Origin of the sequence: Streptomyces sindenensis (assembly GCF_014649035.1) — a bacterium.
In the GTDB taxonomy this organism is placed as follows: Bacteria; Actinomycetota; Actinomycetes; order Streptomycetales; family Streptomycetaceae; genus Streptomyces; species Streptomyces sindenensis.
In genome coordinates this window covers 12,348-33,234 of record NZ_BMSG01000037.1, presented here as the reverse complement: position 1 = coordinate 33,234, position 20,887 = coordinate 12,348, and the positions used below count along the sequence as shown (strand labels likewise).

Genomic DNA, 20,887 nt, shown 5'->3' with positions numbered 1-20,887 from the left:
GGCAGTACCTCCTCAGAGTGCGCCGGGACCGGCGGCGTCGGGGACGGGGCGGGGCGCGGCCTCGCGCGGGCCGGGGGCGTCAGGGGCGGCGGCGCCAGGGGCGGGATGCGGCACGGCCGTGTGCGGGCCGGGGGCGCCGGCTTCGTCGTCGTCCGGGGCGGCGGGGCCTGCGGGCGGCGGGACGGCCCCGGACCGTACGGAGGGGGCGAGCGTCATGACCGCCGCCGAGACGGCCAGCACCGCGCCGACCACGCCGAAGGCGTTGCGCGGGCCGAACGCGGTCAGCAGCGCGCCGCCCGCGAGCGGGCCGAACGGCTGGACGATCGAGGACAGGAAGGAGGCGGCGCTCTGCACCCGGCCGACCCGGTCCTCGGGGGTGACGACCAGCAGGGTCGACAGGAAGCCGATGCTGGCGACCGTCGACAGGCACATGCACACCGCGCAGAGCAGCCCCGCCACCAGCGGGCTGCTGAGCCAGGCCAGCACCCCGGCCGTCAGCACGCAGCTCCAGCAGGTGATGACCAGGAGGGCCCGGATGTGCCGGTCGGGCGAGAGCCGGGGCGCGAGCAGCGCACCCACCAGCGCGCCCGCCGAGACGCAGGTGATGACGAAGCCGCCGCCGAGCCCGGAGCGGCCGCCCTCGGAGAAGACGGCGAGCGCGGTGAAGGTGAGGGCCCCGAACGCGAAGTTCATTCCGAGACCGAAGACCAGCAACACGGTTCGGAGATAGGGCAGTTGCCAGAGGAAGCCGAGTCCGGCGGTGAGCTCGTCGCGGCTGAGGACCGACCCGGCCTTCTTGCGGGCGGCCGAGCGGGTGCGGACGAGGGCCACACAGACGGTCGACAGGAACAGGCCGAGGAACTGGGCGGTGAAGGGCAGCGCCTCGTGGATGCCGAAGAGGGCCCCGCCGACGAGCGGGCCGACCAGACGGACCGTCGCGGTACGCGCCTGGAGCCGGGCGGTCGCCTGGCCCATCTGGTCCGGCGGCACGACCGCGCGCAGCAGACCGAAGGCGGCGGGGGCGTAAACGCTGTTGAGGACGGCTCCGGCGGTGGCGACCAGCAGGACGAGCACCATGGGGGCGTGGCCGTTCCACACGGCGACGGTCAGGGCGGTGACCGCGAGCAGGCTTCCCACGTCGCACAGGCGCATCAGCCGACGGCGTTCGACCCGGTCGGCCACGACCCCGCCGGGGAGCATCGTGATCAGCACGGCGCAGACGGAGACGGTCCCCACGGTGCCGGCCTGCACGGCGGAGCCGGTCTCCTTGAGGATGAGCAGGGGCAGCGCGAGGGCGCTCATCTGACTGCCCAGAACGGCGAACAGGCCGCTCATCCAGAGCAGCCGGAAGTCCCGGTTGGAGCGGAGGGGCGTGGCCATCGGCAGGCTCCCGGAGATCGGCATACGGACGTGGGACGAGGGACAAGCGCGGCGGGGCGGCTCCCGTGGTTCGCGGAGCCGCCCCGTACCGCCCGGCCGCCGGCCGGGCGCCGCGGGGGCGAGGTCTCGGCCTCGGCCCGCCGCGGCGCGCGGCCCGGTGGGATCAGCGCTGCGTTCAGCGCTGCTGCTCGACGACGCTCAGCACGCTGATGCAGTTGCCGTCGGTCGTGTCGCCGCCCTGGACGGACGTCTCCTGGAGGTCCAGGACGGAGTGCGCCTCGACCTCGGGGGTCTCGTTGGTCTCGTCGCCGGCCGGCTTCGTGTTCTCGGACATGCTGATCTCCATCCACGGGATAGGCGGAATGCGGTGTGCGGAACGCGGTGTGACGGGAAAGCGGTGCGCGGCGGGCGAGATCAGTTCTCGACGACGCTGAGCACGCTGATGCAGTTGCCGGGCGGCGCGATGATGTCGCGGTCGGCGTTGACGGACGTCTCCTGAAGGTCCAGCACGGAGTGCGCCTCGACCTCGGGGGTCTCGTTGGTCTCGTCGCCGGCCGGCTTCGTGTTCTCGGACATGCTGATCTCCATCCACTCGTCACTGCGGGACCGGAACGCCCGGGGGATTCCTCCGGTGTCCGGTGCGGCGGGCCGGTGCCTGCCGTTGCCGAGAAAGTTAGGAAGCCGGGCCTGGCGATCGCTTCGCCGCCGGTATGGCTCCGGTTTGGCCCCAGCTCGTGGCGGCGGGAGCGCCCCCGGCGGGGTGGGCCGACGTCCCGGGAGCCCGTGCCGACCTGCGCTCATACCGCTGCCGAAGCGTCTTCGGACCGTCCTCGAACCGGTGGCCGACAGCCTGGGTACGCGCCCGACGCGCCCCGGCCCCGAAGGAGGCGGCCCGCATGGAACTCGCCGAACTCGTCGCACGGCGGCCCTTCCCCGCCGCAGGACTGCTGCTCGGTCTCACCCGGCGCTGCCCGCTGAGCTGCGCGCACTGCTCGACCGGGTCCGGCCTGTCCACCCGCCAGGAGCCGGACGGCCGTCAACTGGAGCGGTTCGTGGGCTCGTTCACCGCGGAGAACCGACCGGACGTGGTCATGCTCACCGGCGGGGAGCCGCTGCTCCTGCCCGCGCTCGCCGAGCGGCTGAGCACCCTGGCGCGGAGCGCCGGGTCCCGTACGGCACTGCTGAGCGGCATGTTCTTCGCCCGGAGCGGAGCCCTTCCGGCCGGCCGGAGCGGGACTGCCCGATTCGGGCGGCGCAGATCGATTCCGCCCGCCATCCTGCGCGCCATCCGCTCGGTCGACCATTTCTCGGCCTCGCTCGACGTCCACCACGAACGCGAGGTGTCGCGGGCCGACGTGTTCCGCGCCCTGCATCTCGTCCGGGAGGAGGGCGTGGCCGTGAGCCTCCACCTCACCGGGACGGGCGGCTCGGACCCGTATCTCGCCGACCTCACCCGGGCGGTGGAGGAGGAGTTCGGCGGCCAAGTGCCGTGCCTGGTCAACGAGGTGCGGCCGTTCGGCCGGGCCGCTTCCTGGGCGCGGGCCACCCGCACCGGCCCCGACCCCGCCGCGGCGTCCCCCTGCTCGATGGCCGCCTGGCCGGTGGTCGCCTTCGACGGCCGGGTGCTGGCCTGCTGCAACCAGGACACCGTGGACCGCCGGCCCGCCCCCGCCCATCTGGACCTCGGCCACATCGCCGAGGACGACTGGGCGACCGTACGCCGCAGAGCGCTGGAATCCCCGATGCTGCGCATGCTCCGCACGGTCGGGCCCGCGCATCTGGCCGCCCGGTTCGGTTCCGGTCCCCGGCCGGGCTCCTACTGCGACGGCTGCCGGGCGCTGGGCGGCGACGAGGCGGTGGCCGCCGGGGCACGGTCGGTGGCGGGCGGGGCGGCCGGGGCGCTGCTGGACCTGACGGCCGCGATGCGGGGCTCCCGGGAGGGGGCCCAGGGCGTCGTGCGCCGCCACGGCTGCGCGGAGTACGCGCCGCTGGTCGTCACGGGCGAGCCGGCCCGGCCGGGTACCGACGGACGGGACATCCGATGAGCACCGGCGCCTCCGCCCGGCTGCGGACCAAACTGCTGCTGCTGGAGCCGGAGTTCCGTGGCGCGACGCACCACCTGTGGAGCGCCGAGGGGCTGTTGCCGCGCTACCGGTCGTATCTGTGCGCCATGCACGCCGTCGTCCGGGCCTCCGTCCCGCTGATGGAGCTGGCCCTCGACCGCCTCCGCGCCCGGGCCGCCTCCGGTGATCCGCTCGCGCCGCCGCTCGCCGCGTACCTGGCGGAGCACATCCGGGAGGAGAAGGGCCACGACGCCTGGCTGCTGGAGGACCTCCGGGCGGCGGGCGGGACGCCCGAGGACGCGCTCGGCCCGCTGCCCTCTCCCCTGGTCGCCTCGCTCGTCGGGTCCCAGTACTACTGGATCGAGCACCACCATCCGGTGGCCCTGCTCGGCTACATCGCCGTGCTGGAGGGCTACGCGCCCGCCCCCGGCCTGACCGGCCACATCGCCCGGCGCACCGGGCTGCCCGCCGCCGCCCTGCGGACCGTACGGGAGCACTCGGTGCTCGACACGGAGCACCTGGACGAGCTCTACGCGCTGCTGGACCGGCTGCCGCTCGGCCGGGACCGGGAAGCGGCCGTGGCGGTCAGTGCCCTGCACTCCCTCGACGCGCTCACCCGGCTGTTCGTCCGGCTCGGGCGCTCCGCGCCGGCGCCGTCGCCGCGGGGAGCCGGACCTGTCTCACCGATGGGAGTCACACCATGACCGGACCATCCGAGAACGGCGGACGGGCGCCGCTGCCCGATGCGTTGTACGAGGCGGGCTTCCCCGTCGACCTGCTCACCGAGGAGCAGCGCGAGGTGCTGAGCGGTCTGACGCCGGAGGAACTGGCGCTGCTGCTCGACGTGAAGAGCAGGCTGGACGCCGTGGGACCGGAGGTCCAGGCGCACGGCGAGATCGCCGGGGGCGCGCTGTTCTGACCCCGGCCCGACCCGGTTCCGGCCGGACGGCGGTACGGGCCCGGCACCGCGATCACCGCCGCCGGGCCCGTACCCGCCCGACCGTCCGGAGAGCCCGATGTCCCGGAGAGAAGGACCCCTGATGAACTGCCTCTCGTGCCAGCAGGACCTGCCGCCGACGGCCCGGTTCTGCTCGTCCTGCGGGACGCCGTGCGCGACCGCCGAAACCGCCGCGGCCGCCACCGCCGTCGCGGTCACCGGGGCCGGGCCGGCCGCCGCCGCGCCCCCGCCCGGTGACGAACGCAAGCCGGTGACCGTGCTGTTCTGCGATCTCGTCGGGTCCACGGCCCTGTCCGGCGTGCTCGACCCGGAGACGCTGCGCACGGTGACCCTGCGGTACTTCGAGGCGATGAGCGCGGAGATCGTGGCGCGGGGCGGCACCCCGGAGAAGTTCATCGGGGACGCGGTGATGGCCGTCTTCGGCGTCCCGGTGGTGCGGGACGACGACGCCCGCCGGGCGCTGGCGGCGGCGCTCGGGATGCGCCGGGCACTCGCCCGGCTGAACGAGGAGCTGGCCGCCGCCCTCGACATCGAGCTGGCCATCCGGATCGGCGTCAACACCGGTCAGGTGGTGGCGGGTTCGGACCGGACCGCCCGGCAGGCGCTGGTCTCCGGGGAGACCGTGAACATCGCCGCCCGGCTGGAGCAGAACGCGGGCCGGGGCGAGATCCTGATCGGCCCCGGGACCCTGCTCGCCGCCGGTCCGACGGTGCGCGCCGAGCCGACCGGGCCGCTGCGGCTCAAGGGCAAGCGGGACAGCGTCGAGGCCCACCGGCTGCTCGCGCTGGGCGCGGACGACCCCGAGCTGCTGCGCCGCTTCGATGTCCCGTTCGTCGGGCGCGACGCCGAGCGGCGGGCGCTGGACGCCGCGCTGGACCGGGCGGTGCGCGAGGGCGCGGCCGGACTGCTGCGGGTCACCGGGGAGGCCGGGATCGGAAAGACCCGGCTGGTACGGGAGTGGCTGGTGGCGCGGTCGGCCTCCGGCGGGCTCGCGTACGGGGCCGGGCGGTGCCGCAGTTACGGGGACCACGGCACCCTCGCGCCGCTGGCCGACGCGGTGCGTTCCCTGCTGGCCGCGGCGGGCCCCTCGAAGGACGCGCAGGAGGCCGCCGACGGGCTGGCGGTCGACGACGCGATGGCTCTGCTGTCCGGGGGGCTGCTGCGTGACGGTACGCCGAACGCGCCCTTCGAGGACATGTGCGCGGCCCTGGCGACGGTCCTGGAGCGGATGGCCCGGGTCCGCCCGGTCGTCCTGGTGCTGGACGACTGGCACGCGGCGGCCCCGCTGCTGGTCCGCACGGCGCACCGGCTGACGGACGGCTCGGGGTGCGCGGGCGTTCTGGTGCTCTGCGCCGGGCGGCCGGACGGCCCCGGCGAGGACGGCGAACCAGCCGCAGGTGCGGGCCCGTTGCTCCAGCTGACGGGATTGCCGTACGAGGAGGCGGCCCGGCTCGCCGCCGTTCTCGCCGCCCCGGACGGCGGGCCCTTCGACACCTCCCGGCCCGCCGGGGACACGCCCCCCGGCAACGATCTGCTCCTGGCGCGGGCCGGGGGCAACCCGCTCTACCTGGAACAGCTCCTGGTCGGTGACCGGACGGACGCCGGGGGCGGGGCGGCCGGCGAGGAGCTGCCGCCCACGCTCCAGGCGCTGCTGGGCGCGCGGATCGGTGCGCTGGCCCGGGCGGAGCGCGACGTGGTGGACCTGGCCGCCGTGATCGGCCGGGAGTTCACCGCACCGGAACTGGTCCGGCTGCACCAGTCCGTACGGGCCGCGGAGGGCCACGGGGCCGTCTCGCAACGGCAGTCGGTGGACGAGGCGTTGGAGGCGCTGGGCCGTCGGCGGCTGGTCGAGTCGGGCCCTCCGGGAGACCGGGCGGCGGAGGCGTACCGGTTCAGCAGCGGGCTGGTGCACGAGGTCGCGTACGCCTCGCTGTCGAAGCGGGCCAAGGCCGAACGCCACGCCTGGGCCGCCGAGTTGCCCAGCGTGCTGCGCAGCGGCGACGGTGCGGTCGGCGGCCATCTGGAGCGGGCCTACCGCTATCGGGCGGAGCTGGGCCTGCTGGACGACCGGGCCCGCCGGCTGCGCGACCGGGCCGCCGCCGCGCTGGGCCGGGCCGGGGCGCAGGCCGCCGCCCGGTCCGACCTGCACTGGGCGCACGGCCTGCTGGAGCGGGCGGTGGAGCTCAGCCCCGGCGACCCGGCGGCGACCCGGCGGCTCGGCGAGGTGCGGGTGGCGCTCGGCCGCGCCGCGGAGGGCGCCGAACTGCTGCGCCGGGTACGGGACGGGGCGGCCGATCCGGTGGAGGCCGCGCACGCCCGCCTCGCACTCGCGGTGCTGGACCCGGGCGGACCGGGGCCCGGCCCCGCCGCCGTGGCCCGTACCGTGCTCCCGGTCTTCGAGGCGGCCGGGGAATCGGTCGGCCGGGCGCGCGCCCATCTGCGGCTCGCCCAGCAGTTCCAGCGGTCCGGGCGGCACGAGGAGGCCGAACGGGACCAGGCGCGGGCCCTGGAGCACGCCGTGCTGTCCGGTGCGGAGCCGGAGCGGGCCGGGGCGCTCGGCGCGATCGGCATCTCCCTGTGGCGCGGGCCGGTCCCGGTGCCCGCCGCGGTGATCCGCTGCCGGACGCTGCTGGCGGCGCACGGCGCGGGCCGCCCCACGGTGCGGGTGACGCTCAACTGCCCTCTGGCGGTGCTGTACGCGCTCCAGGACGCGGCCGATGACGCGTACGGCTGCCTGGCCGAGGCGGAGCGGCTGGCCGGGAAGCTGGGGTTCGCCGAGGCGGAGGTCTTCCTGCCGATGTTCCGGGCGACGGTGGAGGCGCTGTCCGGCCGGAGTGCCGCCGCGCTGGAGCTGCTCGGCCGGGCGGACGCGGCGGCCCGGCGCACGGGGGCGGCCGGGATGCGGACGGCGGTGGCGCTGGACGCGGCCCGCCTGGAGCTGGACGAGGGCCGGGAGGACCGGGCGGCCCAGCGGCTGGCGGGCGTCGGCGACGCTTCGGGGCTGAGCCGGGCGGACGCGGTGGACCTGGCGGGGCTGCGGGCCCGGCTGACGGCGCGGGACCGGCCCGAGGAGGCGGCCGGGTGGGCGGAGCAGGCGGTGCGGGCCTCGCTGCTCACCGATTCCCCGCTGGTGCAGGCGACGGCCGAGCTGGACCGGGCGCACACGCTCGCCGCGCTGGGCCGGCACCCGGAGGCCGGGGCAGCCGCCCGCGCGGCCGGTGCGCACTTCACGGGCAAGGGGCATCGGCCGGGGGTGCGCCGGGTCTCCGGATTCCTCGCGCGCCCGCCCCTGCCGATGGCCACGACGAGGGAGAGGAGCTGACCGATGACCACCACGGAACCGGCACGAGCACCGGCACCGGCACCGGCACAGCCGGAATCGGTGCGGACCCGGGCGCGTACGGCCCCGGGGCAGGGCCTGACCTGGAGTCTGCGCGGGCGCGGCCCCGACGACGTACCGGTGCTGGCGGACGCCGGGCCGCCGCTCGGCCGCCCCGCCGGGCCGGCCACCGGGCGCGGTGTCCGCGTCTGCGTCGTGGACTCGGGCGTGGAGCGCGACCATCCGCTGGTCGGCCCGTTGGCCGGCTCCTGGGTGGTCGTCAAGGACAGCGAGAGCGGCGGGATCACCGTCGAGCCGACCACGACCGGGGACACCTGCGGCCACGGCACCGCGTGCGCGGGCATCATCCGCCGGACCGCCCCGGAGTGCGAGATCCACAGTGTGCGGGTGCTCGGGGAGCGGTTCTCCGGCACCGGCGACATCCTGATGGCCGGGCTGCGCTGGGCGGTGGAGCAGCGGTTCGACGTGGTCAACCTCAGCCTGTCCACGACCCGTACCCGATTCGCGCAGGAGCTGCACAGCCTGGCCGACAGCGCCTACTTCGCCCGTACGGTGATCGTCGCCTCGGCGCACAACACCCCGGTGGAGAGTTTTCCCTGGCGGTTCGCCTCCGTGATCTCGGTGGGCAGCCACCAGGAGGACGACCCCGAACTGCACCTGTACAACCCCGAGCCCCCGGTGGAGTTCTTCGGACCGGGCCAGAACGTGACCGTGCCGTGGCTGGGCGGCCGGACGATCCGCACCACGGGAAACAGCTTCGCCACGCCGTACGTCGCCGGGCTCTGCGCCCGCGTGCTGTCCGCGCATCCGCGGATGACGGCCTTCCAGCTCAAGAACGCCCTCTATCTGTCCGCGGCCAACGTGCGCCACGCGCCGCGTCCTTCTTCCCCTCCGGCAGGAGATACAGGAGATCCCCGTGATGGCTCAGAGAACTGATTCCGCCCTGTCCCCCGCCTCTCCCGTCCTCGACGCACCGCGCGGCGAACTGCTCCAGTCGGTCGTCGACGTGGCCCGTGCCATCTTCGGGGCCGAGGCCAGTTCGGTGTTCCTGCTCGACGAGGAGGCGGACGAGCTGGTCTTCCAGGCCGTGTCCGGGCAGGGCGAGGAGTTCCTGGTGGGCCGGCGGTTCCCGGCCGGGCGCGGGATCGCGGGCTGGGTGGCGACCTCCGGCGAGCCGATGGTGGTCGACGACCTGAGCGCGGACCCGTCCTTCGACCGCTCGCTGGCGGAGTCGACGGCGTACGTGCCGAACGCCCTGATGGCGGCCCCGCTCATCAGCGACGCCCGGATCCTGGGCGTCCTGGAGGTGCTGGACCCCTCTCCGCAGGCCCGGTCCGGGGTACGGGAGCTGGACCTGCTCGCGATGTTCGCCCGGCAGGCCGCCGCCGCGCTGCGGGTGATCACCCCGGAGCGGGTACGGGAGACCGAGGAGCGCCCGGTCCTCGCCGGGCCCACGCTGGCGGGCACGCAACGCGAGGACGCGCTGAAGCTGTTGGGTAGCCTGGAGCGGCTGCTGCGCGGCGTCGGCTGAGGCGGGCCCGGTGGGGAACCGCGCGCGGGAGTACCCACCGGCCCGGCGGGCAGGAGCGGGGCGTCGGCACAAGGGAAGGACACGCACGATGAAGCTCGCTCTCTCCACCCTCGGGGTGCCGGGGACGCCGGTCGCCGAGGTCGTCCGGCTCGCCGCGGGGAACGGCTACCAGGGGGTGGAGCTGCGCGTCCATCCCGAGGAGCCCGTGCACCTGGGGATCTCGGCGCTGGAACGGGCCGGCGTGGTCGAGGCGTTCCAGGCCGGCGGGGTGGAGATCCCGGCCCTCGCCGGGTATGTCCGGGTGGCCGCCGAGGGGGACGACGAGCCGGTCCTCGCGGAGCTGGCCGAGCTGGTGAAGCTCGCCCGGGACCTGGGCGCGCCCTTCGTCCGGGTCTTCCCCGGCGGCGGCGACCAGGAGCGGGCGGAGGCCGACGCGACGGCCGCCCGGCGGCTCGGCGCGGTGGCCCCGGCCGCCGCCGACATGGGCGTGAGCATCCTGCTGGAGACCCATGACTCGCACCGCGCGGGCCTCGACGTCGCCCGGGTCGTCGCGGCGGTCGGGCACCCCCGGGTCGGCGCGATCTGGGACGTGCTGCACACCTGGCTCGCCGGGGAGGAGCCGGCGGCCAGTCACGCGGTGCTCGCCCCGCATCTGGGCTACGTCCAGGTGAAGGACGTCGCCTCCGCGGACGACCTCACTCCGCTGCCGCTGGGCTCCGGGGTGCTGCCGCTGGCGGAGTGCCTGGACGAGCTGGGTCCGGACACGTGGGTGTCCTGGGAGTACGAGAAGCGCTGGCACCCGGGGGCGGCGGAGCTGCCGGGCCTGCTGGGCGCCGGACGTGACCACTTGCTGCGGCTCGGCGCCCCGAAGCAGTAGCGGCCCCGACGCCCGAGGTCAGCGCCACCCCGCCCACCAGCAGCGCCGCCGCGCACCAGCGCAGCGGGCTCACCCCCTCGCCGAGCACCAGCGCCGCCGAGGACATCCCGAAGACCGGGACGAGCAGGGTGAAGGGCGCCACGGACGAGGCGGGGTACTGGCGCAGCAGGAAGCCCCAGGCGCCGAAGCCGAACACCGTACTGACCCAGGCGACGAACAGGATGATGCCCACCCCGCTCCAGTCGAGCGAGGCCAGCGCCTCCGCGTCCCGGTCCGGGCCCTCGAAGAGGAGGGACAGCCCCAGCAGCGGGAGCACGGGAACGGCCGAGACCCAGACCATGAACGTCAGGGCGTCCCCGGGCGCCGCCCGCCGGGTGAACACGTTGGACACGCCCCAGCAGGCCGCGGCCCCGACGACGAGGACGAACGCGAGGACCGGCCCGCCCGCGCCCTCGTCCACGGCGGCCACCACGATGCCCGCGAGCGCGACGGCCATGCCCGCCACCCGGATCCGGCCGGGCCGCTCGGAGAGGGCGAGGGCGGCGAACAGGGCGGTGAAAACGGCCTGGATCTGGAGGACCAGGGAGGAGAGTCCGGCGGGCATTCCCTGGTCCATGCCGATGAACAGGAGCCCGAACTTCCCCACGCCCAGGACGAGCCCGACCCCCACGACCCACTTCCAGGCGACCGGCGGACGGCCCAGGAGGAAGATCGCGGGCACGGCGGCGGCGAGGAAGCGCAGCGCGGAGAAGAGGAGCGGCGGGAAGTGGTCGAGCCCCAGCTCGATCACGACGAAGTTCACGCCCCAGAGTGCCGCGACGAGCACGGCCAGGGCGATATGGCGTGGACGCATGCGGCGAGCATTCAGCAGGATGACCGTGTAGCACCAGCGCCGATTTCTTCATGGTGGAATTCAGCGCTGCTGAAGAATGCCCGGGAAGACGCCCCTGGAGGATGAGGTCACCGTGCTCGATCTGGCCCGGCTGCGCGCCCTGCACGCGGTCTTCGTCCACGGTTCCGTCGCGGGCGCGGCGACCGCCCTCGGCTACACCCCGTCCGCGATCTCCCAGCAGATCACCAAGCTGGAGCGGGAGACCCGGACCACGTTGCTGGAGCGGCGCGGGCGCGGGGTGGCGCTGACCGAGGAGGCGTTGCGGCTGGCCGAGACGGCCCAGCGGCTGCTGGCCATCATGGAGCAGGCGGAGACGGAGCTGGAGGAGCGCCGGGGGCTGCCGACGGGCCGGCTGACGATCGCCGCGTTCGCCTCGGCCGCGCGGGGGCTGCTGCCGGGGGTGCTGGCCGAGCTGGACCGGGACCATCCGGCGCTGGACGTCCGGCTGGACGAGGTGGACCCGCATCTGTCGGTGGACCTGGCGGCGAAGGGGGTGGTCGATCTGGCCGTGGCGCACGACTGGGACATCGCCCCGCTGCCCGCCCCGGAGGGCCTGGCCCAGGCGGTGATCGGGCTGGACCGGTGCGATCTGCTGGTCCCCGAGGGACATGCGCTGGCCGGGCGGGACGGGGTGCGGCGCGAGGAGCTGGCGCGCGAGCGGTGGATCTGCCAGCCGCCGGGGACGGTGTGCCACGACTGGCTGGTGCGGACGCTGCGCACGGCGGGGTACGAGCCCGACATCCGGCACCGGGCGGAGGAGAACCACACCCAACTCGCCCTGGTGGCGGCCGGTCTGGGCATCGCGATGATGCCCCGGCTGGGGCGGGGGCCGCTGCCGGAGGGGGTGGTGGCGGTGCGACTGGACCCGGTGCCGGAGCGGCGGCTGTACGCGCTGTGGCGCACGGAGGCGGCGAGGCGTCCGGCGATCACGGCGGCGGTGGACGCGCTGCGGGCCCACGGCGCGGCGGCCGGTCTGGCGTGAGGCGAGTCCGCCCACGGCCGGCGCGATTCCGCCCACGGCGGGCGTGAGGCGGGTCTCCGGTCGACGCGAGGCAGACGGGCCTACGGACGGCGGGAGGCAGCTTGGACCACGGCCGCCGACTCTTTGGCGGTACGTCACTCCGGGGCCCGGCACGGCCTCTTGACCGGAAGTTATTTTCCCTATAAGCGTACTCCCTTGGAAGTTTCTTTCACCCCGGGAAGGAGCTCACGTGCCCCACCGCACCTCAAGACGCACCCTCCTCACCGCCACCGCGGCCGTCACCGCCGCCGCCGCGACCGGCGCCCTCACCCCGCCCGCCGTCGCCTCGGCGCACCCCACGAACGCCTCCACCGACCGTCGACTGCGGCGGATCATCGCCGGGATGAGCCTGGAGGAGAAGGTCGGCCAGCTCTTCGTGATGCGGGTCTACGGGCACTCCGCCACCGACCCCGACCAGGCCGACATCGACGCGAACCTCAGGGAGATCGGGGTCCGTACGGCGGCCGAGCTGATCTCCACGTACCACGTCGGCGGCATCATCTACTTCACCTGGGCGCACAACACCCGCGACCCGCACCAGATCGCCGACCTCTCCAACGGCCTCCAGCGCGCCGCGCTCGCAGAGCGCCACCGGGTGCCGCTGCTCGTCTCCACCGACCAGGAGCACGGCATCGTCTGCCGGGTCGGCGAACCCGCGACCCTGCTGCCGGGCGCGATGGCCCTCGGTGCGGGCGGCTCGCACTCCGACACCCGGCGGGCCGCCTGGATCGCGGGCGCGGAGCTGGCCGCGCTCGGTATCAACCAGAACTACGCGCCGGACGCCGACGTCAACGTCAACCCGGCCAACCCGGTCATCGGCGTACGGTCCTTCGGCTCCGACCCCGACGCGGTGGCCGGCCTGGTCGCGGCGCAGGTGAAGGGCTACCAGGGCGCGGGCATCGCCTCGACCGCCAAGCACTTCCCCGGTCACGGCGACACGAACACCGACAGCCACACCGGACTGCCCGTCATCAACCACACCCGCGCCCAGTGGGAGGAGCTGGACGCCCCGCCGTTCCGCGCCGCGATCCGGGCCCGGATCGACTCGATCATGACCGCGCACATCGTGGTCCCGGCCCTCGACCCCTCCGAGGACCCGGCCACGCTCTCCCGGCCGATCCTCACCGGCATCCTCCGCGAGGAGCTGGGCTACGACGGGGTGGTGGTCACGGACTCGCTCGGCATGGAGGGGGTGCGCACGAAGTACGGCGACGACCGCGTGCCGGTCCTCGCCCTGCTGGCGGGCGTGGACCAGCTGCTGAACCCGCCGAATCTCCCCGTCGCCTGGAACGCCGTGCTGGAGGCGGTCCGCAGCGGTGAGATCAGCGAGGCGCGGATCGAGGAATCGATCCTGCGGATCCTGCGGCTGAAGAGCCGACTCGGCCTGTTGCGGGACCCGTTCGTCAGCCACCGAGGCGTCGAGCGCACGGTCGGCAGCCACGCGCACCGGGCCGCCGCCGACCGGATCGCCGAGCGCACGACGACCCTGCTCGCCGATCCGGGCGCGCTGCTGCCGCTCTCCCGGCGCACCCACCGCAACCTGCTGGTGGTGGGGGCCGATCCGGCCTCCCCCTCCGGGACGACGGGCCCGCCGACCGGCACCCTGGCCCATGCCTTCGGAGAACTGGGCTTCAGCGCACGGGCGTTGTCCACCGGTACGGCCCCGAACCGGGCGAAGATCGACGAGGCGGTCGCCGCCGCCGCGGGCAAGGACGCGGTGGTCGTGGCGACGTACAACGTCACGGCGAGCAGCTCGCAGCGCACGCTGGTGACCGCGCTCGTGGCGACCGGCGTCCCCGTCGTCACCGTCGCGATCCGCAACCCGTACGACGTCGCCCACCTCACCGGGACCGGCGTCGCGGCGAGCCTCGCCGCGTACTCCTGGACCGATGTCGAACTGCGCGCGGCGGCCCGGGTGATCGCGGGCCGCGCCGAGCCGGAAGGCACCCTGCCGGTTCCGGTGCAGCGCGCGGACGATCCGACGCAGGTGCTGTACCCGGTGGGCCACGGACTGTCGTACTAGCCCTACGGCGACCGGGCGGCTCCGGCCTCCGGCCATCGGCGCAAAGCACCCCGCACCTGGCGTGGCCCCCGCTCCGGCGGGCCGCGCCGGGTGTACGTCTTCGATGACGTATTGGGGGGTTTCATGGATGAGCACACGTCCTCGGGGGCCCGGAGCCGACGGCCCGCCACCCCGTTACCGGCCCGCGTGGTCCTGGCGGTGGCCGCCGCCGTGGTCGCGCTCCTGCTGGCCGCCTGCGAGGCCCCGGGCCGAACGGCCACCGACGACCGGGGGCCCGCCCCCGCCTCGCCCGGCCCGTCCCCGTACGGCGTGGTGTTCCTCGGGCCCGGCGACTGCAGTTCGCGGGGCCCGGTGATCCGGGAGGTGTTCTGCCGCAGCGAGAAGGCCGCGGCCACCGTCCTCGCCCGGCACCTCGGTACCCCGGCGTCGGGCCCGCCCTGCCCGGACGCCACCGACTTCGTCCTGCACGTCTCCGAGACGGGCACCGGAGCCCGTTCCCGGCTCACCACCGGCTACGCCTGCATGCGGAACCTGGAGCCCCCGCACCCGGGCGACCCGGGGCAGGGCGGCGGAGCGCTGACCGTCGTCGGCGACTGCGTCACCGCCTCCCGCGCGGGCGAGGTCACGGAGACCGCGTGCGCGGACACGGGCGGCCGCGCCCCGCGCTACCGGGTGGAGTCGGCGGTGCGGCGGCGGGACCGGTGCCCGGACGACACGGAGCTGTTCGTCTCCCTGCGCGGGGAGAAACCGGTGGGCTGCGCCCGCCGGTCCACCGGATGGTGACGGTGGCCGACGGACGCGGCCCGGAGCGAATTGCCGCGAGCGGCTACGGGCGCAGCGTGGCCTCGTCGCGCTCGACCTCGCCGTTGCGCTGGTCCAGCCTGGTGTCGAACTTCGCCAGCGGCTTCGCCTTCGCCGGGTCGTTCTCGACGGCCGCCGGGGCGACGCCCGCCCAGCGCAGGATGTCGGCGGTGGCCTTGGCCCGCTGGGCCTCGGGGAGACCGGAGACCCGCGCGCCGTGGTTGCCGCCGGGGACGGTGTACACGGCGCTGTCCTTCGCGCCGCGGCCGAGGCGGAACGGCTCCGCGCTCCACGGGTCGTTCTCGCCGTTGACGTACATCATCCGCCGGGCGTTGTGCTTGACCCAGCGGTCGACGTCCCGCATCGCGCGCCGGTCGAACTTCATCGGGATGGAGCGGGGCACGAAGTTGCGCGGGGGCTGGTAGCCGTAGCGGCTCAGGTTGCCGAGCCAGGGCTGCTCGATGTCCGGCGATCCGAGCTGGGTGCCCGCCTGGTAGTAGTACGGGGTGTACCGCTCCAGGCCCTGGTCGGCATAGCCGGAGAAGCCGACGATGCCGTCGACGGAGTTCCAGATGTCGTCGTCCGTGGCCTTCTCGGCGTCGGCCGGGATGTCCACGCAGTCGGCGAGCAGGCTGTACTGCCAGAACGCGAACACGTAGTCCAGGACCGTGGCCTCGTAGGCGCGGTCGAGGGAGCCGATGGTGTTGAAGGTCCAGCCGTTGGCGGCGGCCTGCTCCTTGTACTTCTTCTGGAGCGGGGCCCGCCGGACCAGCGCCTCGCGCTGCACGCCGGCCAGCTTGTCGCGGCACTCCTCGGTACCGACGTTGCGGAAGAACCGGTCGTACGCCGAGTCCTCCTTGTCGTTGACGTCGTTGGGCGCGACGTAGGCGACGACGCCGTCCATGTCCTTCGGGTAGAAGCGCTCGAAGTACGTGGCGGTCATGCCGCCCTTGGAGCCGCCGGTGGCCAGCCACTTCTTGCCGTAGATCTTCTTCAGCGCCGTGTACACCCGGTGCTGGTCGCTGGCGGCCTGCCAGATGTCCAGCTTGGACCAGTCGGCCGGGGCGGGGCGGGACGGGGTGAAGAAGCGGTACTCCAGGGAGACCTGGTTGCCGTCGATGATCTGCGTCGGCTCACTGCGGCTGGGGTTGGTGGAGACGTTGTAGCCGCTGGTGAAGAAGACCGTGGGGCGGCTCACGTCCTTGTGCAGCAGGGTCAGGCGCTGCTGGAACGTGCCCTTGGACGGCCGCCGGTGGTCGACCGGCTGGGTGTAGTTGAGGACGAAGTAGCGGTAACCCGCGTACGGCTTCTCCTCGATGAGGCTCATGCCCGGGATCGCCAGGATGCGGTCCTTGATGTCCTCGGTGCTCGCTTCGCTGCCGAGGACCGATCCGCTGCTCGGCTTCACGGCCGGTTCCGCGGCGGTGGCCGCACCGGCCGAGGCCCCCGTGGCTCCGACCGTGCCTATGAGCACGGCGAGCGAGAGAACCCCTGTGAGTGACTTGCGCATGCACTCTCCCCTTGATTCACAACAGTCGCCGTGAACTTATCGGGGGCAACACACGCCACGCCAGACCCGGTTGTCCGTGTCAGCACAGGATGTCAGCACAGGATCCATCCGGTGGACACCGATTTCTTGCCGATCGCACCGGTGGCACGGACGCAGCGGTTCAGCGCGTTGACCGTGACCGGGCCCGCCATCTTCGTGTACGAGCCCTTGTCGGAGACCACGCGGCCACCACGCGCCTGGAGGGTGACGCTCATCGTCCGCCGCTTCCCGGGCTTCTTGGCCACGGTCACCGCGCAGGCGTGGGCGCGAGACTTGTAGACGCGCAGCTCTCCCATGGAGAACCCCACCGTCTTCGCCGGGCGGCCGGAGCAGCCGGAAGCGGCCCGGGCGGTGCCGGGGGCGGCGAGGAGGGGGAAGAGTCCGCCCAGCAGGGGCAGGACGAGGAGGCCGACGAGCAGCAGCCGTCGCCGACGTATCGGTTTCACCGCTCCGGCCGGTCCCGCGGCCCCGGCCCGGCTCACCGGCCTCACCGTTGTGTCGAACACGTTCGCCCCCACCTGGCATCCGGACGCCCATGCGTCCCTGGCTACGACGCAGCAGACGCCCGAGAGGTTGCGCGCCACCTCCGCCCGGGGCCGCCGGGCCCTCAGACGGCCGCGGGCTCGTCCTCCCCCAGGCCCTCTATGCCCTCGCCCATGAAGGTGCGCCACAGCCGGGCGTACCGCCCGTCCAGGGCGAGCAGCTCGTCGTGCGTACCGTCCTCGGCGACGCGTCCGTGGTCCATCACCACGACCCGGTCGGCGCGGGCGGCCGTCGTCAGCCGGTGGGCGACCACCAGCGTGGTCCGGCGGCCGGAGAGCCGGTCGGTCGCCTGGTTGACGAGGGCCTCGGTGGCGAGGTCGAGGGCGGCGGTGGCCTCGTCCAGGAGCAGGACGTCCGGGTCGACCAGCTCGGCGCGGGCCAGGGCGATCAGCTGGCGCTGTCCGGCGGAGAGGTTGCGGCCGCGCTCGGCGACCTCGTGGAGGTAGCCGCCCTCCAGCGTGGCGATCATCTCGTGCGCGCCGACCGCGCGGGCCGCGGCCTCCACCGCGGCGTCGGTGGCGTCGGGCAGCCCGTAGGCGATGGCGTCGCGGACCGTCCCGGCGAAGAGGTACGCCTCCTGCGGGACGACGCCGAGACGGTGCCGGTAGGCGGTCATGTCGAGCTTGCGCAGGTCGGTGCCGTCGGCGGTGACCCGGCCGCCCGTGGGGTCGTAGAACCGGGCGACCAGCTTGACCAGCGTCGACTTCCCGGCCCCCGTCTCCCCGACGAAGGCGACGGTCTGCCCGGCCGGGATGTGCAGGTCGATCCCGGTGAGGGCCTCCTCCTCGTCCCCGTACGCGAAGGAGACGTCCTCGAACGCGATCTCGCCGCGCAGCGAGGGCACGTCGAGCGGCTCGTCCGGGTCGGCGGTCGAGGTGGGCTCGCGCAGCAGCTCCTGGATGCGGCCGAGGGAGACGGTGGCCTGCTGGTAGCCGTCGAAGACCTGGGAGAGCTGCTGGACGGGGGCGAAGAACAGGTCGATGTAGAGGAGGTAGGCGACCAGGGCGCCGACGGTCAGCGTGCCGTTGTCGATCCGGCCCGCGCCGACGATCATCACCGCGGCGGCGGCGACGGAGGCCAGCAGCTGGACGAACGGGAAGTAGACGGAGATCAGCCACTGGCCGCGCACCCGGGCCTCGCGGTACGCGTCGCTGCGCTCGGCGTAGCGGGCGGCCCCGTCGTGCTCGCGGCCGAAGGCCTGGACGATCCGGAGACCGGCGACGGACTCCTGGAGGTCGGCGTTGACGGCGCTGATGCGGGTCCGCGCCAGTTCGTACGCCTTGACGCTGCTGCGCCGGAAGAAGAAGGTGCCGATGATCAGCACGGGCAGGGTGGCGAAGACGACCAGGGCGAGCTGGATGTCCAGGACCAGCAGCGCGACCATGATCCCGAAGAAGGTGACCACGGAGACGAACGCGGTGACGAGCCCGGTCTGGAGGAACGTGGAGAGCGCGTCCACGTCCGTGGTCATCCGGGTCATGATCCGGCCGGTCAGCTCGCGCTCGTAGTAGTCGAGTCCCAGGCGCTGGAGCTGGGCGAAGATCTTCAGGCGGAGCGAGTAGAGGATCCGTTCGCCGGTCCGGCCGGTCATCCGGGTCTCGCCGATCTGGGCGGCCCACTGCACGAGCACGACGGCCAGCGCGATCGCGGAGGCGGCCCACACCGCGCCGATGGAGAGCCGGCTCACGCCCTCGTCGATGCCGTGCCGGATGAGGACCGGCAGCAGCAGGCCCATCCCGGCGTCGACGGCGACGAGCCCCAGGCTGACGAGGAGGGCGGTGCCGAAGCCGCGCAGCAGCCGGCGCAGCCCGTACGACTCCTCCGGGCGGACGGCGCGGGCCTCGTCGACCTCGGGGGTGTCCGTGGCGGGCGGCAGCGCCTCGACCTGGGCGAGGAGTTCGGGGGTGGCGGGCATGCCGGCGACGGTGGTGTCCCGCTCCTCCTCCCTGCGGATCCACAGCTCGGGGGTGATGCCGCGCTCCGCGTCGAACTCGGCGTCCAGCTCCTCCTGGAGCGCGCGGTCGTCCTCGGGGCCGGCCCCGGTGCGCGGCGGCCGGTGGCCGGGCGAGGTGGCGCCCAGCTCGTCGGGGTCGGTGAGGAGGCGGCGGTAGCGGGCGGAGGTGCGCTCCAGCTCCTCGTGGGTGCCGATCGCGGCGAGCTTCCCGCCGTCGAGGACGGCGATGCGGTCGGCGAGCTGGAGGGTGGAGCGGCGGTGCGCGATGAGGAGGGTGGTCCGCCCCGCCATCACCTGTTTCAGCGCCTCGTGGATCTCGTGCTCGACGCGGGCGTCGACGGCGGAGGTCGCGTCGTCGAGGAGGAGGAGCCGGGGGTCGGTGAGGATGGCGCGGGCGAGGGCGACGCGCTGGCGCTGGCCGCCGGAGAGGGTGAGCCCGTGCTCGCCGACGGTGGTGTCGTAGCCGTCCGGCAGTTCGGAGATGAACCCGTGGGCCTGGGCGGCGCGGGCGGCCGTCTCGATCTGTTCCTGGGTGGCGTCGGGGAGGCCGTAGGCGATGTTGGCGCGGACGGTGTCGGAGAAGAGGAAGCTGTCCTCGGGGACGAGCCCGATGGCGGCGCGCAGGGATGCCTGGGTCAGCTCGCGGACGTCGTGGCCGCCGATGAGGACGGCCCCGTGGGAGACGTCGTAGAAGCGGGGCAGCAGGAGCGAGACGGTGGACTTGCCGCTGCCGGAGGCGCCGACGACGGCGACGGTCTCGCCGGGTTCGACGGTGAGCGAGAACCCGTCGAGGACCGGGCGGTCGTCGTCGTAGCCGAACCGTACGTCGTCGAACTCGATCCCTGCCGGGGCGTCGGCGGGCAGCTCCTTGGTCCCGTCCGTCATGGAGGGCTGGGTGTCGATGAGCTCCAGGACGCGTTCGACACCGGCGCGGGCCTGCTGGCCGACGGTGAGGACCATGGCGAGCATCCGGACCGGGCCGACGAGCTGGGCGAGGTAGGTGGAGAAGGCCACGAACGTGCCGAGGGTGATCTCGCCCCGGGTGGCCAGCCAGCCGCCGAGGGCGAGCATGGCGACCTGGCCGAGGGCGGGCACGGCCTGGAGGGCGGGGGTGTAGCGGGAGTTCAGCCGGATGGTGCGCAGCCGCCCGGCGAAGAGGCGTCGGCCGACCTCGCGGAGCTTCCCGGTCTCCTGGTCCTCCTGCCCGAACCCCTTGACGACCCGGACCCCGGAGACGGCCCCGTCGACGACTCCGGCGACGGCGGCGGCCTGGCTCTGGGCGTACCAGGTGGCGGGGAAGAGGCGGGTACGGGAGCGGCGGGCGATGAACCAGAGGGCGGGGGCGACGGCGAGGGCGACGAGGGTGAGCGGGAGGGAGAGCCACGCCATGATCGCCAGGGAGATGAGGAAGAGCAGCACGTTCCCGATGGTCATCGGGAGCATGAACAGCAGCCCCTGGATCAGCTGGAGGTCACTGGTGGCCCGGCCGACGACCTGCCCGGTGGACAGCTCGTCCTGACGCTTCCCGTCGAGCCGGGTGATCGTCGCGTACATGTCCGTACGCAGGTCGTGCTGGACGTCCAGGGCGAGCCGGCCGCCGTAGTAGCGGCGGATGTAGGTGGCGATGTAGACGAGGACGGCCGCGCCGATGAGCAGCCCGGTCCAGACGGCGAGGGAGCGGGTGTGGTCGGTGACCACGTCGTCGATGATCACCTTGGTGATGAGCGGCACGAGGGCCATGACGGCCATGCCGGCGAGCGACGAGCCGAGGGCGAGCACGACGTTCCGCCGGTACCGCCACGCGTACCCGGTCAGCCGCCGGCCCCACCCCTGTTGCTCTGCGCCCGCCACGCGTTGCCTCCCCGTCTCGTATCGGTCTTCCGGAAGGCCGTCCCGTATCGATCTTCCGGAGGCACCAACACGGCGGGGAGCGGATTTCATCCCTCCGCAAGGAA

The 20,887-nt window shown here is 74.1% G+C and carries 16 protein-coding genes and 1 pseudogene; 10 read left to right on the top strand and 7 right to left on the bottom strand.

What is annotated here, in order from left to right; all coding sequences use genetic code 11:
- Window positions 1–12 precede the first annotated feature (12 nt).
- The 3 genes from IE145_RS28840 to IE145_RS28830 all read right to left on the bottom strand — a co-directional run bounded on the left by IE145_RS28840 (window position 13) and on the right by IE145_RS28830 (window position 1,956).
- Entirely contained in the window at window positions 13–1,380 is a 1,368-nt protein-coding gene (locus IE145_RS28840; protein ID WP_189528367.1) for an MFS transporter, read from the bottom strand.
- Between the two features lie 175 nt (window positions 1,381–1,555).
- Window positions 1,556–1,714 (bottom strand): hypothetical protein, encoded by a 159-nt coding sequence (locus IE145_RS28835; RefSeq protein ID WP_164873495.1) that lies wholly within the window; start codon window positions 1,712–1,714, stop codon window positions 1,556–1,558.
- A gap of 80 nt (window positions 1,715–1,794) precedes the next feature.
- The gene (locus IE145_RS28830) at window positions 1,795–1,956 is read right to left on the bottom strand and encodes a hypothetical protein (protein WP_164873496.1); all 162 of its coding nucleotides are present in this window, start codon (window positions 1,954–1,956) and stop codon (window positions 1,795–1,797) included.
- 320 nt (window positions 1,957–2,276) lie between these two features.
- Between IE145_RS28830 and IE145_RS28825 the strand changes: the two genes are divergently transcribed.
- From IE145_RS28825 to IE145_RS28795, 7 genes and pseudogenes are all read left to right on the top strand, one after another.
- The gene (locus IE145_RS28825; RefSeq protein ID WP_189528366.1) at window positions 2,277–3,425 is read left to right on the top strand and encodes a radical SAM protein; all 1,149 of its coding nucleotides are present in this window, start codon (window positions 2,277–2,279) and stop codon (window positions 3,423–3,425) included.
- Window positions 3,422–4,147, top strand: a complete 726-nt coding sequence (locus tag IE145_RS28820) for an iron-containing redox enzyme family protein (RefSeq protein ID WP_189528365.1) — start codon at window positions 3,422–3,424, stop codon at window positions 4,145–4,147. The genes IE145_RS28825 and IE145_RS28820 overlap by 4 nt, the downstream gene beginning before the upstream one ends.
- A complete protein-coding gene (locus tag IE145_RS28815; RefSeq protein ID WP_189528364.1) occupies window positions 4,144–4,362 on the top strand; it encodes an aroma-sacti cluster domain-containing protein in 219 nt (72 codons plus the stop codon). The genes IE145_RS28820 and IE145_RS28815 overlap by 4 nt, the downstream gene beginning before the upstream one ends.
- A gap of 121 nt (window positions 4,363–4,483) precedes the next feature.
- A complete protein-coding gene (locus IE145_RS28810) occupies window positions 4,484–7,723 on the top strand; it encodes an adenylate/guanylate cyclase domain-containing protein (protein ID WP_189528363.1) in 3,240 nt (1,079 codons plus the stop codon).
- 3 nt (window positions 7,724–7,726) lie between these two features.
- Window positions 7,727–8,677 carry a S8 family peptidase gene (locus IE145_RS28805; protein WP_229825925.1) on the top strand — a complete coding sequence of 317 codons (951 nt, stop codon included), beginning with the start codon at window positions 7,727–7,729 and terminating at the stop codon, window positions 8,675–8,677.
- Entirely contained in the window at window positions 8,661–9,272 is a 612-nt protein-coding gene (locus IE145_RS28800) for a GAF domain-containing protein (protein ID WP_189528362.1), read from the top strand. Before IE145_RS28805 ends, IE145_RS28800 begins: the two co-directional genes overlap by 17 nt.
- An 88-nt stretch (window positions 9,273–9,360) precedes the next feature.
- Window positions 9,361–10,026: pseudogene (locus IE145_RS28795) on the top strand (sugar phosphate isomerase/epimerase family protein); the annotation flags it as partial.
- On the opposite strand, the gene IE145_RS28790 reads toward IE145_RS28795, so the two are convergent.
- Window positions 9,968–11,002, bottom strand: a complete 1,035-nt coding sequence (locus tag IE145_RS28790) for an EamA family transporter (RefSeq protein ID WP_444545683.1) — start codon at window positions 11,000–11,002, stop codon at window positions 9,968–9,970. The pseudogene IE145_RS28795 and the gene IE145_RS28790 overlap by 59 nt on opposite strands.
- Before the next feature lie 112 nt (window positions 11,003–11,114).
- On the opposite strand from IE145_RS28790, the gene IE145_RS28785 reads away from it, so the two are divergent.
- The 3 genes from IE145_RS28785 (at window position 11,115) to IE145_RS28775 (ending at window position 14,868) form a co-directional block, all read left to right on the top strand.
- Entirely contained in the window at window positions 11,115–12,023 is a 909-nt protein-coding gene (locus IE145_RS28785; RefSeq protein WP_189528390.1) for a LysR family transcriptional regulator, read from the top strand.
- 229 nt (window positions 12,024–12,252) lie between these two features.
- Window positions 12,253–14,085, top strand: coding sequence for a glycoside hydrolase family 3 protein (locus IE145_RS28780; protein WP_189528360.1), 1,833 nt, complete (start codon window positions 12,253–12,255; stop codon window positions 14,083–14,085).
- 123 nt (window positions 14,086–14,208) lie between these two features.
- The gene (locus IE145_RS28775; RefSeq protein ID WP_189528359.1) at window positions 14,209–14,868 is read left to right on the top strand and encodes a hypothetical protein; all 660 of its coding nucleotides are present in this window, start codon (window positions 14,209–14,211) and stop codon (window positions 14,866–14,868) included.
- A gap of 43 nt (window positions 14,869–14,911) precedes the next feature.
- On the opposite strand, the gene IE145_RS28770 is transcribed toward IE145_RS28775, so the two are convergent.
- The 3 genes from IE145_RS28770 to IE145_RS28760 form a co-directional block, all read right to left on the bottom strand.
- The gene (locus IE145_RS28770) at window positions 14,912–16,396 is read right to left on the bottom strand and encodes a S28 family serine protease (protein WP_189528358.1); all 1,485 of its coding nucleotides are present in this window, start codon (window positions 16,394–16,396) and stop codon (window positions 14,912–14,914) included.
- A 92-nt stretch (window positions 16,397–16,488) separates the two neighbouring features.
- On the bottom strand, window positions 16,489–16,917 hold the full coding sequence (locus IE145_RS28765; protein ID WP_373296646.1) for a hypothetical protein: 429 nt from the start codon (window positions 16,915–16,917) through the stop codon (window positions 16,489–16,491).
- A gap of 125 nt (window positions 16,918–17,042) precedes the next feature.
- On the bottom strand, window positions 17,043–20,783 hold the full coding sequence (locus IE145_RS28760; RefSeq protein WP_189528357.1) for an ABC transporter ATP-binding protein: 3,741 nt from the start codon (window positions 20,781–20,783) through the stop codon (window positions 17,043–17,045).
- Between the last annotated feature and the right edge of the window lie 104 nt (window positions 20,784–20,887).

What these genes read in the sequence shown, in the direction of transcription:
- IE145_RS28840 (WP_189528367.1), bottom strand. Translation starts at nt 1,380, where the DNA reads ATGGCCACGCCCCTCCGCTCCAACCGGGACTTCCGGCTGCTCTGGATG.
- IE145_RS28835 (WP_164873495.1), bottom strand. Translation starts at nt 1,714, where the DNA reads ATGTCCGAGAACACGAAGCCGGCCGGCGACGAGACCAACGAGACCCCC.
- IE145_RS28830 (WP_164873496.1), bottom strand. Translation starts at nt 1,956, where the DNA reads ATGTCCGAGAACACGAAGCCGGCCGGCGACGAGACCAACGAGACCCCC.
- IE145_RS28825 (WP_189528366.1), top strand. Translation starts at nt 2,277, where the DNA reads ATGGAACTCGCCGAACTCGTCGCACGGCGGCCCTTCCCCGCCGCAGGA.
- IE145_RS28820 (WP_189528365.1), top strand. Translation starts at nt 3,422, where the DNA reads ATGAGCACCGGCGCCTCCGCCCGGCTGCGGACCAAACTGCTGCTGCTG.
- IE145_RS28815 (WP_189528364.1), top strand. Translation starts at nt 4,144, where the DNA reads ATGACCGGACCATCCGAGAACGGCGGACGGGCGCCGCTGCCCGATGCG.
- IE145_RS28810 (WP_189528363.1), top strand. Translation starts at nt 4,484, where the DNA reads ATGAACTGCCTCTCGTGCCAGCAGGACCTGCCGCCGACGGCCCGGTTC.
- IE145_RS28805 (WP_229825925.1), top strand. Translation starts at nt 7,727, where the DNA reads ATGACCACCACGGAACCGGCACGAGCACCGGCACCGGCACCGGCACAG.
- IE145_RS28800 (WP_189528362.1), top strand. Translation starts at nt 8,661, where the DNA reads ATGGCTCAGAGAACTGATTCCGCCCTGTCCCCCGCCTCTCCCGTCCTC.
- IE145_RS28790 (WP_444545683.1), bottom strand. Translation starts at nt 11,002, where the DNA reads ATGCGTCCACGCCATATCGCCCTGGCCGTGCTCGTCGCGGCACTCTGG.
- IE145_RS28775 (WP_189528359.1), top strand. Translation starts at nt 14,209, where the DNA reads ATGGATGAGCACACGTCCTCGGGGGCCCGGAGCCGACGGCCCGCCACC.
- IE145_RS28770 (WP_189528358.1), bottom strand. Translation starts at nt 16,396, where the DNA reads ATGCGCAAGTCACTCACAGGGGTTCTCTCGCTCGCCGTGCTCATAGGC.